The sequence below is a fragment of the Arthrobacter sp. 01T414 genome, assembly GCF_056398965.1.
In genome coordinates this window covers 553383-566920 of sequence record NZ_JBFTQK010000002.1, presented here as the reverse complement: position 1 = coordinate 566920, position 13538 = coordinate 553383, and the positions used below count along the sequence as shown (strand labels likewise).

Annotated in this window: 8 protein-coding genes and 1 tRNA gene; 7 read left to right on the top strand and 2 right to left on the bottom strand. The window is 67.3% G+C overall.

What is annotated here, in order from left to right:
* Positions 1 to 63 precede the first annotated feature (63 nt).
* The 6 genes from trpB to pyk all read left to right on the top strand — a co-directional run bounded on the left by trpB (position 64) and on the right by pyk (position 11518).
* The gene (trpB, locus tag AC1DK9_RS08040; protein WP_476915637.1) at positions 64 to 1425 is read left to right on the top strand and encodes a tryptophan synthase subunit beta; all 1362 of its coding nucleotides are present in this window, start codon (positions 64 to 66) and stop codon (positions 1423 to 1425) included.
* Positions 1422 to 2246: a tryptophan synthase subunit alpha gene (gene trpA / locus AC1DK9_RS08035; RefSeq protein WP_476860864.1), complete on the top strand. Its 825-nt coding sequence runs from the start codon at positions 1422 to 1424 to the stop codon at positions 2244 to 2246. Before trpB ends, trpA begins: the two co-directional genes overlap by 4 nt.
* A 3-nt stretch (positions 2247 to 2249) precedes the next feature.
* Positions 2250 to 3596: a prolipoprotein diacylglyceryl transferase gene (gene lgt / locus AC1DK9_RS08030; protein WP_476915560.1), complete on the top strand. Its 1347-nt coding sequence runs from the start codon at positions 2250 to 2252 to the stop codon at positions 3594 to 3596.
* A 264-nt stretch (positions 3597 to 3860) separates the two neighbouring features.
* Complete coding sequence (gltB, locus tag AC1DK9_RS08025; RefSeq protein ID WP_476915559.1) at positions 3861 to 8477, top strand: glutamate synthase large subunit; 4617 nt, start codon at positions 3861 to 3863, stop codon at positions 8475 to 8477.
* On the top strand, positions 8470 to 9927 hold the full coding sequence (locus AC1DK9_RS08020; RefSeq protein WP_476915558.1) for a glutamate synthase subunit beta: 1458 nt from the start codon (positions 8470 to 8472) through the stop codon (positions 9925 to 9927). Before gltB ends, AC1DK9_RS08020 begins: the two co-directional genes overlap by 8 nt.
* Positions 9928 to 10018: 91 nt before the next feature.
* Positions 10019 to 11518: a pyruvate kinase gene (pyk, locus tag AC1DK9_RS08015; RefSeq protein ID WP_476860860.1), complete on the top strand. Its 1500-nt coding sequence runs from the start codon at positions 10019 to 10021 to the stop codon at positions 11516 to 11518.
* A gap of 97 nt (positions 11519 to 11615) precedes the next feature.
* Here pyk and AC1DK9_RS08010 read toward each other — a convergent pair whose 3' ends face one another.
* On the bottom strand, positions 11616 to 12221 hold the full coding sequence (locus tag AC1DK9_RS08010; protein ID WP_056739732.1) for an ANTAR domain-containing response regulator: 606 nt from the start codon (positions 12219 to 12221) through the stop codon (positions 11616 to 11618).
* Between the two features lie 207 nt (positions 12222 to 12428).
* Here AC1DK9_RS08010 and AC1DK9_RS08005 point away from each other — a divergent pair.
* A tRNA-Leu gene (locus tag AC1DK9_RS08005) sits at positions 12429 to 12510 on the top strand.
* A 284-nt stretch (positions 12511 to 12794) separates the two neighbouring features.
* Here AC1DK9_RS08005 and AC1DK9_RS08000 read toward each other — a convergent pair.
* On the bottom strand, positions 12795 to 13517 hold the full coding sequence (locus tag AC1DK9_RS08000; protein ID WP_476915557.1) for an ABC transporter ATP-binding protein: 723 nt from the start codon (positions 13515 to 13517) through the stop codon (positions 12795 to 12797).
* Positions 13518 to 13538: the final 21 nt, after the last annotated feature.

Below are 13538 nucleotides of genomic sequence, written 5' to 3'. Positions count from 1 at the left end.
CCCTGCGGGGCTCCCGTGCGGCACCGAAGATCTAGTTAGCAGTGGAACAGGATGGTGAGACTGATGGTCGATGCGCCAACAGCCGGCTCAGATGAAAGCCCCGTGGATGCGTTCCTGGAAGGCAAACGACCGGACGAGGACGGACCGCAGGGTGCACCTTCCCTGCGCCACGCCCCCGGACCCTACTTCGGCTCCTACGGCGGCCGCTGGATGCCCGAGTCCCTCATCGCGGCCCTGGACGAACTCGAGGACACCTTCGAGAAGGCCAAAGCCGACCCTGAGTTCACCGCGCAGATCGCGGAGCTGAACAAGAACTACTCCGGCCGCCCCTCACTGCTCACCGAAGCCAAGCGCTTCGCCGAGCACGCCGGGGGAGTGCGGATCTTCCTCAAGCGTGAGGACCTGAACCACACCGGCTCACACAAGATCAACAACGTGCTGGGCCAGGCGCTGCTGGCCAAGCGGATGGGCAAGACCCGGGTGATCGCCGAGACCGGAGCCGGCCAGCACGGCGTCGCCAGTGCCACCGCCGCCGCCCTGCTGGGCCTGGAATGCGTGGTCTACATGGGCGCCGAGGACTGCCGCCGGCAGGCACTCAACGTAGCCCGGATGGAGCTGCTCGGGGCCACCGTCATCCCGGTGACCAACGGATCCCAGACGCTCAAGGACGCCATCAACGAGGCCCTCCGCGACTGGGTCGCGAACGTGGGCAACACCCACTACCTGCTGGGCACCGCCGCCGGAGCGCACCCGTTCCCGGCCATGGTCCGGTACTTCCACGAGGTCATCGGCGAGGAGGCACGCGCCCAGATCCTGGAACAGACCGGCCGTCTGCCGGACGCCGTCTGCGCCTGCATCGGCGGCGGCTCCAACGCGATCGGCATCTTCCACGGCTTCCTGGATGACCCCTCGGTGAAGATCTATGGCTTTGAAGCGGGCGGGGAGGGCGTCGAAACCGGACGCCACGCCGCCACCATCACCCTGGGCAAGCCCGGCGTGCTGCACGGTGCCCGCTCCTACCTCATGCAGGACGACGACGGCCAGACCATCGAGTCGCACTCCATCTCCGCGGGCCTGGACTACCCCGGCGTCGGTCCCGAGCACTCCTACCTCGCCGACATCGGCCGGGTCAGCTACGAGCCCATCACGGACAGCGAGGCCATGGAGGCCTTCCGGCTGCTCTGCCGCACCGAGGGCATCATCCCCGCGATCGAGTCCGCGCACGCCCTGGCGGGTGCCATCAAGGTTGGCCAGCGGCTAGCGGCGGAAGCCGCAGAATCAGGCGGGAACGCAGCGGAGAAGATCGTGCTGGTGAACCTGTCCGGCCGCGGTGACAAGGACGTGGCCACCGCCGCGGAATGGTTCGACCTGCTGGACAAGGATTCACCCGAGCACGAAATCGCCCAGGAGGGGGAGCAGCTGTGAGCACCGCTGAGACCAACGCCGAAGCCACGGCCAGCAAGTCCGCGGCGGCGATCGACCGCGCCAGGGCCCAGGGCCGTGCCGCCCTCATCGGGTACCTGCCGGCCGGCTACCCGAGCGTCGAGGAGACCATCGCCGCAGGCATCGCCCTCGCCGAAAACGGCGCCGACCTGATCGAGATCGGCATCCCTTATTCGGATCCGGTCATGGACGGCCAGGTCATCCAGGCCGCCACCACCGAGGCCCTCGCCAAGGGCTTCCACGTCAGCCAGGTGTTCGACGTCGTGCGCGGCATCACGAGCAAGACCGACGCCGCCGTCCTGGTCATGACGTACTGGAACCCGGTGGTCCGGATGGGCGTGGACGAGTTCTCCCGCCGCCTGGCCGAGGCGGGGGGAGCCGGGCTCATCACCCCGGACCTGATCCCGGACGAGGCCTCGGAATGGATGGCCGCTTCGGACAAGTACGGCCTTGACCGGGTGTTCCTCGTGGCGCCCTCCTCCTCGCCGGAACGGATGAAGCGCACCGTCGACGCGAGCCGCGGCTTCGTTTACGCCGTTTCCATCATGGGTGTCACCGGGGCCCGGACCTCGGTCAGCTCCGCGGCCAAGGACGTCGTCGCCGCAGCGCATGCGGCCGGGGCCGAGCGGGTCTGCGTGGGCCTGGGCGTCTCCAACGCGGGCCACGTCCGCGAAATCGCCGCCTACGCCGACGGAGTAATCGTTGGCACGGCCCTCGTCGCGGCGATCGGTGAGGGCGGCGTCGATGCTGTAGCGTCCTTGACGAAAGAGCTCAGCACCGGCCTCACCAAGGAAGAAGCGTAAGCAATGCAGTCAGTCCTCCACGCGGCAGCGATGGTTCCCGCGAGCATTCCGAGCCCGGACTGGTCCGGCTTCGATATCCCGCTGCCCTGGGGGTCCCTGCGCATCCACGCCTACGCGTTGTGCATCCTGGCCGGCATCATCGCCGGCCTCTGGCTGACGTCGGTGCGCTGGGCGCGCCGTGGCGCACCTGAGGGCAGCGTCTGGGACATCGCCATCTGGGCGGTTCCCTTCGGCATCATCGGCGGCCGTCTCTACCATGTGGTGTCCTCCCCGGATGCCTACTTCGGTCCCGGCTTCGACGGCACCGGCGACCTGTCCCTGATCCCGCAGATCCAGCGCGGCGGCCTTGGCATCTGGGGTGCCGTGGTGCTGGGCGCCGTCGGCGCCTGGATCGGCTGCCGCCGGGCCGGCGTCAAACTCAGCGCCTTCATGGACGCCGCGGCCCCCGGGCTGCTGCTGGCCCAGGCAATCGGCCGTTGGGGCAACTACTTCAACCAGGAACTCTTCGGAGGACCCACCACCCTGCCGTGGGGCCTCCAGGTCGACGCCAACAGCCCCAACTTCCCCGCCGGCATGCCGACCGACACCCTCTTTCACCCGACGTTCCTGTACGAGTCCCTCTGGAACCTTGTCGGCGTGGCGCTGCTGCTCGCGCTGGATAAGAAGTTCGCGTTCCGGCGTGCCCGGCTCTTCTGGCTCTACGCCATCTACTACACGCTGGGGCGTGTGTGGATCGAGGCCATGCGGATCGACGATGCCGAACAGATCAGCCTCTTCGGGATCACCACCCGGCTCAATGTCTGGACCAGCATCTTCGTCCTGGTCGCGGCTCTCGTGGTCTTCATCGTGCTTGGACTGCGCAAGCGGGAGATGCCCGACACTCCGTACCTGCCGGGCCGCGAGCCCGAAGCCGCGGTGGTCGACGGCGACGCCGACGGCGAAGCGACCGCTTCCGAGGCGACCGCTTCCGACAAGGACGCCGACGCCGACGAGCACGACGAGGACCCGTCTGAGGACGACAAGAACGCCGACGACGAAGCCGCGGCCAAGAACGCCGACGACGAAGCCGCCGTCGCACCCCCCGCCGCGACCGGAGCTGCTGAGACCCGCGAGCCGGCTACGGTCCCGGCCGCAAGCACAACCATCCGCCATTCGGACTCTGCTGTCTCAGATAATGAATCGCGTGATAATCTCCGGGAGAACCAGAGCGGTCCGGACCGCGCCTCAGCCCCCGCTGCGGCCGCCGGAGAATCCACCGGCGGCACCATGCCCGCCACCGGAGAACCGGCAACCGGAGTATCCGGCCGCCGGTCCACCGAGACCGCGCCGGACGCTGACAGCACCAAGTAGCTCAGCGACGGCAATCGGGCTGCAGGGCAACCGCCGGCTGGGCCCGAGTCCACAGCGTCGTGGCAATGGGGATTGCACTGGGCAGCAGAGACCTGCACGCCATGCAAACCCGGGCCGGCAGCCCGCGTAACTGTTCGTACAGCAAGCGGCGCTGGCCTACAATTCGAGTAGGAAAATCACGTTGTTGCGCCCGTCACACCGGCGCACCGCTTCGGGCCAATGTTGTCCCTCCCATACGCACGATCAGGAGGAAGGACGTCTCCCATGACCCAAACCCTGCATAGCCCCAGCTGGTCCGGTCCGGACCAGGAACCCACGGCCGTTTCGCCGTTCAAGCGCTTCGCGGCACTGCCCGAAGCCGGCGGGCTCTACAACCCGGAGCAGGAGAAAGACGCCTGCGGACTGGCCATCATCGCCACCCTGCGCGGCGAGCCCGGCTACGACATTGTCGACGCCGCCCTGACCGCCCTGCGCAACCTTGAACACCGCGGTGCCGTCGGTGCCGACGAGGGAACCGGCGACGGCGCCGGCCTCCTCATGCAGGTGCCCGACGAGTTCTTCCGCGCGGTTACCGACTTCGAACTCCCCGGAGCCGGGCAGTACGTTGTGGGCACGGCGTTCCTGCCGGCCGAACAGCGTGAATCCGATGCCGCCAAGGCCGGCATCGAGGGCCTCGCCGCCGACGAGGGCCTCACCGTCCTGGGCTGGCGCGAGGTTCCGATCGTGGCCGACCTGGTCGGAGCGATGGCCCGGGCCTGCATGCCGTACTTCGCGCAGCCGTTCTTCGCTTCCAGCACCGGCGAAACGCTCTCCCGCAACGAACTCGATTCCCGGGCCTGGCGGATCCGCAAGCGCGCCCAGAACAAGTTCGGCGTGTACTTCCCGTCGCTGTCCTCCCGGACCATCGTCTACAAGGGCATGCTGACCACCGCCCAGCTCGAGCCGTTCTACCCGGACCTCTCGGACAAGCGCTTCAAGACCAAGCTCGCGATCGTCCACTCCCGGTTTTCCACCAATACCTTCCCGTCCTGGCCGCTGGCCCAGCCGTTCCGCACCATTGCGCACAACGGCGAGATCAACACGGTCAAGGGCAACCGGAACTGGATGCGCGCCCGCCAGTCACAGCTGGCCAACCCGCTGCTCGGCGACAGCCCGGAGGAGCTCTACCCGATCTGCACCCCGGGCGCCTCGGACTCGGCCTCGTTCGACGAGGTTGCCGAACTGCTCTGGCTCTCCGGCCGCCCCATCACGCACTCGATCATGATGATGATTCCCGAGGCCTGGGAAAACCACGCCACGATGGACCCCGCCCGGCGCGCGTTCTATGAGTACCACTCGCTGCTGATGGAGCCGTGGGACGGCCCCGCCGCAGTGTCCTTCACCGACGGCAACCTCGTCGGCGCCACCCTGGACCGGAACGGGCTGCGCCCGGGCCGGTACTGGATCACCGAGGACGGCCTCGTCGTCTTCGCCTCCGAGGTCGGCGTGATCGACGTCGAACCGTCCAAGGTGGTCAAGAAGGGCCGCGTCTCGCCGGGCAAGATGTTCCTCGTGGACACCGAAGCCGGCCGGATCATCGACGACGCCGAGGTCAAGGCCGAAGTGGCCGCAGCCAACCCGTGGGCCGAATGGCTCAAGGACAACCTGATCGACCTCAAGGACCTGCCCGAGCGCGAGCACGTGGTCCACACCGCGGCTTCGGTCAACATCCGCCAGCGCACCTTCGGCTACACCACCGAGGAACTGAAGATCCTGCTCGGACCGATGGCCCGGACCGGCGCGGAACCCCTTGGCGCCATGGGTTCGGACACCCCCGTGGCCGTGCTCTCCAAGCGGCCCCGGCTGCTTTTCGACTACTTTGTGCAGTCCTTCGCGCAGGTCACGAACCCGCCGCTGGACGCCATCCGCGAGGAACTGGTCACCTCCCTGACCTGCGCGATCGGCCCCAACGGCAACCTGCTGGACACCAAGCAGGTCCGCCAGCCGCAGGTTTCGCTGCCGTTCCCCGTGATCAACAACGACCAGCTGGCCAAGATCGCCAACATCGAGAACGCCGACGGCGACCGGGTCGCCATGAAGGTGCGCGGCCTCTACCGCCCCGACGGCGGCGAGAACGCCCTGCGCGCCCGGCTGACGGAGATCTGCGAGCAGGTCTCCGGTGCCATCAACCGCGGCGTCCAGTACATCGTGCTCTCGGACCGTGACTCCAACGCCCAGTGGGCGCCGATCCCGTCCCTGCTGCTGGTCAGCGCCGTGCACCACCACCTGCTGCGCAGCGCCAACCGCACCAAGACCGCACTCGTGGTCGAGGCCGGCGACGTCCGCGAGACGCACCACGTGGCCGTGCTGATCGGCTACGGCGCCTCCGCGGTAAACCCGTACCTGGCGATGGAATCCGTGGAGCAGCTCATCGCGTCCGGCGACGTCACCGGGGTCACCCCGCAGGACGGTGTCTACAACCTGATCAAGGGCCTCGGCAAGGGTGTCCTGAAGATCATGTCCAAGATGGGCATCTCCACGGTCGCCTCCTACACGGGCGCCCAGACCTTCGAAGCCCTCGGCCTCGGTCAGGACCTGGTGGACGAATACTTCTCCGGCACCCACTCGCAGCTCGGCGGCGTCGGCCTCGACGTCATCGCCGCGGAGGTCGCGGCGCGGCACCGGATGGCGTACCCGGAGAACGGCATCGAACAGCCGCACCAGCCCCTGCTGGGCGGCGGCGAGTACCAGTGGCGCCGCGACGGCGAGCCGCACCTGTTCAACCCGGAAACGGTGTTCCGCCTGCAGCACGCCACGCGCGAACGCCGCTACGACATCTTCAAGGCCTACACCCGCGGCGTGGACGACCAGTCCCAGAACCTGATGACCCTGCGCGGGCTGCTCAAGTTCAAGGGCGGCCTGCGCCCGGCGGTCCCGTTGGAGGAAGTGGAGCCCGTCTCCAGCATCGTCAAGCGGTTCTCCACCGGAGCCATGAGCTACGGCTCCATCTCGCAGGAGGCCCACGAGACCCTCGCGATCGCGATGAACCGGCTCGGCGGCAAGTCCAACACCGGTGAAGGCGGCGAGGACGTGGACCGGCTGCTGGATCCGACCCGCCGTTCCGCGGTCAAGCAGATCGCCTCGGGCCGCTTCGGTGTCACGAGCCTGTACCTGTCCAACGCCGACGACATCCAAATCAAGATGGCGCAGGGCGCGAAGCCCGGCGAGGGCGGCCAGCTGATGGCCCAGAAGGTCTACCCCTGGGTGGCCCGGACCCGGCACTCCACGCCCGGCGTCGGGCTCATCTCGCCGCCGCCGCACCACGACATCTACTCGATCGAGGACCTCGCCCAGCTGATCTACGACGCCAAGCGCGCCAACCCCTCGGCTCGGGTGCACGTCAAGCTGGTCTCCGAGGTCGGGATTGGCACTGTCGCCGCCGGCGTGACCAAGGCCAAGGCCGACGTCGTGCTGGTCTCCGGCCACGACGGCGGCACCGGCGCCTCACCGCTGAACTCGCTCAAGCACGCCGGTGTGCCCTGGGAACTCGGCCTCGCCGAGACCCAGCAGACCCTGATGCTCAACGGCCTGCGCGACCGCGTGGTGGTGCAGGTGGACGGCCAGCTGAAGACCGGCCGCGACGTCGTGATCGCCGCGCTGCTTGGCGGCGAGGAATTCGGCTTCGCCACCGCGCCGCTGGTGGTCTCCGGCTGCATCATGATGCGCGTCTGCCACCTCGACACCTGCCCCGTGGGCGTCGCAACGCAGAACCCGGAACTGCGGTCGCGCTTCAGCGGCAAGCCCGAGTTCGTGGTCAACTTCTTCGAGTTCCTCGCCGAGGAAGTCCGCGAGATCCTGGCCGAACTTGGCTTCCGGAGCCTCGAGGAAGCCATCGGCCACGCCGAGATGCTCGACACCCGCGAGGCGATCAGCCACTGGAAGGCCGAAGGGCTGGACCTGGACCCCATCCTGCACGGGCTGGAGTTCGACGACGACGCCCCGCTGCGCAACCTCACGGGCCAGAACCACGAGCTGGACAAGCACTTTGACCAGCGCCTGATCGCGATGGCCGCCGAGGCCCTCAGCGACCGCACCCCGGTCAAAATCGCCGTCGACGTGATCAACACGGACCGGTCCGTGGGGACCATGCTCGGCCACGTGGTCACCAAGACCTTCAGCACCGACGTGCTCGCCACGGACACCATCGACATCACGCTGACCGGCACCGCCGGCCAGTCGCTCGGCGCGTTCCTGCCGGCGGGCATCACGCTGCGGATGTTCGGCGACTCCAACGACTACGTCGGCAAGGGCCTCTCCGGCGGACGCATCATCGTCCGCCCGGACCGCACCAACGTGTTCCCGGCGGAGCGGAACGTGATCGCAGGCAACGTGATCGGCTACGGCGCCACCAGCGGCGAACTGTTCCTGCGCGGCCAGGTGGGGGAGCGCTTCATGGTGCGCAACTCCGGTGCCACCGCGGTGGTGGAAGGCATCGGCGATCACGGCTGTGAGTACATGACCGGCGGCCAGGCGCTCATCATCGGACGCACCGGCCGCAACTTCGGCGCCGGCATGTCCGGCGGCACCGCCTACGTCCTGGACCTGCAGACCGAACGGGTCAACAAGCAGGCCCTCGACGCCGGCGAGCTGCAGCTGCGCGAACTCGACGCCGAGGACCGCGAAATTGTCCACGGACTGCTGGTCAAGCACCTCGAGGAGACCGAGTCGCAGCACGCGGCCCGGCTGCTCGAGAACTTCGACGACACCGCAGCCCGCATTACCAAGGTGCTGCCGCGCGATTACGCGGCCGTGCTGCAAACCCGTCTTGACGCCATCGAAGAGGGCCTGGACCCCGACGGCGAAGAAGTTTGGTCTCGAATCCTGGAGGTGACCGGTGGCTGATCCACGCGGATTTCTGAAAGTACGCCAGCGTGAAACGCAGCCGCGCCGTCCTGTCCCGGTCCGGATCATGGACTGGAAAGAGGTCTACGAAGCCCAGAAAAAGGGTGTCCTGAAGAGCCAGGCCGGCCGCTGCATGGACTGCGGCGTGCCGTTCTGCCACCAGGGCTGCCCGCTCGGGAACCTCATCCCGGAGTGGAACGACCTGGTGTGGCGGGACAAGGGTGAGGAAGCGATGGAGCGGCTGCACGCCACCAACAACTTCCCCGAGTTCACCGGCCGGCTCTGCCCGGCACCCTGCGAGGCGTCCTGCGTGCTGGGCATCAACCAGCCGGCCGTGACCATCAAGCAGGTCGAGGTCTCCATCGTGGACCAGGCCTTCGACAACGGCTGGGTCACCCCGCTGCCGCCGGCCCGCCTCTCCGGCAAGACGGTCGCCGTCGTCGGCTCCGGCCCCGCGGGACTCGCCGTGGCGCAGCAGCTGACCCGCGTAGGCCACACCGTTGCCGTGTACGAGCGCGACGATAAGATCGGCGGCCTGCTCCGCTACGGCATCCCCGATTTCAAGATGGAAAAAGAGCACGTGGACCGCCGGCTGGACCAGATGAAGGCCGAGGGCACCCGCTTCCGGACCGGCGTCGCCGTCGGCACCGATGTGACCTGGGAGCAGCTGCGCCGCCGCTACGACGCCGTCGTGGTTGCCACCGGTGCCACCGTTCCGCGGGACCTGCCGATCCCGGGCCGAGAGCTCGAAGGCGTCCACTTCGCGATGGATTACCTCGTCCCGGCCAACCGCGTGGTGGCCGGCGAGACGGTGGAGAACCAGATCAACGCCGCCGGCAAGCACGTGGTGATCCTCGGCGGCGGCGACACCGGCGCGGACTGCCTTGGCACCGCACACCGGCACCAGGCGGCGTCCGTGACCACGCTGGCGATCGGCAAGCAGCCCTCCGCCGAGCGGGCCGCCCACCAGCCCTGGCCGACGTTCCCCACCCTGTTCGAGGTGGCCAGCGCGCACGAGGAAGGTGGTGAGCGCACGTATCTCGCCTCCACCGTGGAATTTGTCGGTGAGGACGGCAAGTTGACGGGCGTGAAGGTCGCCGAAACCGAATTCGTCGACGGCAAGCGCCTGCCCAAGGCCGGCACCGAGCGGATCATCCCGGCGGACCTCGTCTTCCTGTCCCTCGGCTTCACCGGCGCCGAACCCGCCGGGATCACCGAGCAGGTGAACGCCGAGTTCGACGGCCGCGGCAACGTGGCGCGGGACGGCTACTACATGACCAACACGGAAGGGGTCTTCGTTGCCGGGGACGCCGGCCGGGGTCAGTCCCTGATCGTCTGGGCTATCGCGGAAGGACGCGCCTGCGCGGCCGCGGTGGACAAGTTCCTGATGGGCAGCACCATTCTCCCGGCGCCAGTTGCGCCGACCGACCGGGCGATCGCCGTCCTGTAGCCGGTCCCGGATCCTGCGGGGTCCGGGCCGGGCACCGGCCGTTCATCCCCGCGACAACTTAAAACAACCAAGAGACAACTAGGGTAGGTATATGAGACGCGCTAAAATTGTGGCCACCTTCGGACCGGCGATCGCGAGCTTCGAGAACACGCTCGCCGTGCTGGAAGCCGGAGTCGATGTGGCCCGCATGAACATGAGCCACGGAGATTACTCCGTGCACGACAACACCTACGAGAACGTCCGCAAGGCCGCCGGCCAGCTTGGCAAGGCCGTCGCCATCATGGCCGACCTCCAGGGCCCCAAGATCCGCCTCGGCCGCTTCGTCGATGGCCCGCACCTGCTCGCCGTCGGTGACACCTTCACGATCACCACCGAGGACGTTCCGGGCACCAAGGACATTTGCTCCACGACGCTCAAGAGCCTCACCGAGGACGTCAACCCCGGCGACGCGCTGCTGATTGACGACGGCAAGGTGGCCCTGCGTGCCATCGAGGTCGACGACGTCAAGGTCGTCGCCCAGGTGGTCGTCGGCGGTTACGTGTCCAACAACAAGGGCATCAACCTGCCCGGTGTTGCCGTCAACGTCCCCGCCCTGAGCGAAAAGGACGAGGACGACCTCCGCTGGGCCATGCGCCGCGGCGTGGACATGGTGGCGCTCTCCTTCGTGCGCGACGCCTCGGACATCAAGCGCGTCCACGAAATCATGGACGAAGAAGGCCGCCGCGTGCCGGTGATCGCCAAGATCGAAAAGCCGCAGGCCGTGGACCAGCTCCCCGAAATCATTGACGCCTTCGACGCCATCATGGTGGCCCGTGGCGACCTCGGCGTTGAGCTTCCGCTGGAGGAAGTGCCGATCGTGCAGAAGCGCGCCGTCGAGCTGGCCCGCCGCTGGGCCAAGCCCGTCATCGTGGCCACGCAGGTGCTCGAGTCCATGATCGACAACCCGCGCCCGACCCGCGCCGAGGCCTCCGACTGCGCCAACGCCGTGCTCGACGGCGCGGACGCCGTCATGCTCTCCGGCGAGACCAGCGTGGGCAAGTTCCCGATCGAGACCGTCAAGACCATGGCCCGGATCATCGAATCCACCGAGGTCCACGGCCTGGAGCGCGTCCCCCCGCTGGGCACCAAGCCCAAGACCCGCGGCGGCGCCATCACTCGTGCCGCCGTCGAGATCGCCGACCAGCTGGAAGCCAAGTACATCTGTACCTTCACCCAGTCCGGTGACTCGGCACGCCGCCTCTCGCGCCTGCGCCCGATCCGCCCGGTCTTCGCCTTCACCCCGGTGGAGCACGTCTGGAACCAGCTCGCGCTGACCTGGGGCATCCAGCCGGTGCTGGTCCCGATGGTGGGCCACACCGACGCGATGACCGCGCAGGTGGACCGCAACCTGCTCGAGATGGACCTGGTTGAGGACGGGGACATGGTGGTCATCGCCGCCGGTTCGCCTCCCGGAAAGGCCGGTTCCACCAACATGCTCAAGGTCCACAAGGTGGGCGACCTCGCCGACGCCGGCAGCCAGGGCGAAGCGGCGGTAGCCAAAGACAAGCTCGGCCCTTGGCCGGAAAAGAAGAAGAGGAACAACAAGATCTAGTTCTTCGCCAAGCAACACAAAGGGAGGGCCCCGCCGCTGAGATTCAGCGGCGGGGCCCTTCCTTTTGTTTGTCTGTTTGCTGCCTGTTGGCCGGCGGCTAGTTGACCTGGTTGATGATGGTCTCGGCAACCTCACGCATGCTCAGTCGGCGGTCCATTGAGGTCTTCTGGATCCAGCGGAACGCCTCCGGCTCCGTCAGGCCCATCTTGGTGGTCAGCAGGCTCTTAGCGCGCTCCACGAGCTTGCGGGTGGCGAACTGCTCCTGAAGGTCGCTGACCTCGCTCTCGAGGGCCTTGATTTCCTCGTGGCGGGACAGCGCGATCTCCAGGGCCGGGATCAGGTCGGCCGGGGTGAAGGGCTTCACCACGTAGGCCATGGCGCCGGCGTCACGGGCGCGCTCGACGAGTTCCTTCTGGCTGAAGGCGGTCAGCAGCACCACGGGGGCGATGCGGGCCTTGACGATCTTTTCGGCGGCGGAGATGCCGTCCATGACGGGCATCTTGACGTCCATCAGGACCAGGTCAGGCTTCAGCTCTTCCGCGAGCTGCACGGCCTTCTCGCCGTTGTCCGCCTCGCCGACGACGTCGTAGCCCTCGCCGCGCAGGATCTCGATGATGTCCAGCCGGATGAGGGTCTCATCCTCGGCGACGACGACGCGGCGCGCCGGCTGGGAAGTGGGGGTTGACTCCGTCTGTTCTGACACGGGAACTCCTTGGAAAGGTACGGCGGGAACTCGACCATCTGAGGCAAGTCCGCTGGTGTACTGGGGGCCGGTAGGGATCAATGCGGCGTCACTGGCGCGATTCTGGAATTCAGCCTATCTGCATGTAGAGTAATTTCGCGCACCGGAAGCGATCGCGTTGCTCACAGCACCATGGAGCAGGCGAATATGACAACCGGTGTACTCCGCGCCCGAGTGGCGGAATTGGCAGACGCGCCGCACTCAAAATGCGGTATCGAAAGGTGTGTGGGTTCGAGTCCCACCTCGGGCACAGTGTTTTCCCCGTTCAGGGGCTTGTGAGCCTCTGAGTGTGGACAATTCTTCTCTGATGGGCCCCTTCGGTGGCCTTTCGTGTTGGTGGCAGTTGCTGGGGCCGGGTGGCTCCTTCTCTGCACTTGGACAGCGTTGTTGCTGTACCAGTTCATGGCCGGGGGCGGTTGGAACGGCATGACTTGCTGTCACTCGGGATCAAATCTTCATGTTCGTCTCTGTTGGCGGCCGAAACTCCGGCGAGATTTTCGTCAAGGCCTCGATAAGGAGCCGATGCTCTCGCCCTCAGGGGCACCCTGGCGCTGGGCGGCGCTGCCGCTCCCGGAACGGGCGTCTAGCGGGGCCATCGATGCGCGATCTAACAAACGGCCGGGTGGAGTCTTCAGCGAAACTTGCACGCACCTGGTGCAACGACCTCGCGGCCAGGTCTTGCAGCTTCTCGACCGCTACCAGACGTCCGCGCCGCACCACCCCGATCCTGTCCGCAACGCGTTCCACTTCACCTAAAACGTGGGAGGAGAGCAGGACGGCACCGCCAGCAGCCGTGTGTTCGCGAAGGAGCGCATGGAACACCTGCTGCACCAGAGGATCGATGCCGCTTGTTGGTTCGTCGAGCACCAGGAGCCGCGGGCTGGACATCATGGCCAGGACCACAGCAAGCTTTTGCCGGTTCCCGCGCGAAAGTGACTTGGCAGGAAGGTCAAGGTCCAGGTCGAGCCGGGTGGCGAGCTCGGCAGCCCGTTTCCCGTCATGGCGATGGCGGAGGTGGGAACAGTAAGCCACGTGGTGGCGTCCTGTCAGCCGGTTGTAGAGTGCCGGTTCCCCGGGGACGTAGCCCACCAGCCGGTGGACCTCAACCGGCTGGCGCCAGCAGTCCCGGCCCAGGATTTCGGCCCGGCCAGAGGTCGGACGCAGCATTCCCATCAGCAGGCGGATCGTTGTCGTCTTGCCTGCCCCGTTGGGGCCCAGGTAGCCGAAGACTTCGCCTGCGCCGATGGTGAGGCTCACGCCGTCGAGTGCAGTGGTCTT

Excerpts from the sequence above, each read along its gene's own strand:
- pyk (WP_476860860.1), top strand. The coding sequence starts at position 10,019 with ATGAGACGCGCTAAAATTGTGGCCACCTTCGGACCGGCGATCGCGAGC.
- trpB (WP_476915637.1), top strand. The coding sequence starts at position 64 with ATGGTCGATGCGCCAACAGCCGGCTCAGATGAAAGCCCCGTGGATGCG.
- gltB (WP_476915559.1), top strand. The coding sequence starts at position 3,861 with ATGACCCAAACCCTGCATAGCCCCAGCTGGTCCGGTCCGGACCAGGAA.
- lgt (WP_476915560.1), top strand. The coding sequence starts at position 2,250 with ATGCAGTCAGTCCTCCACGCGGCAGCGATGGTTCCCGCGAGCATTCCG.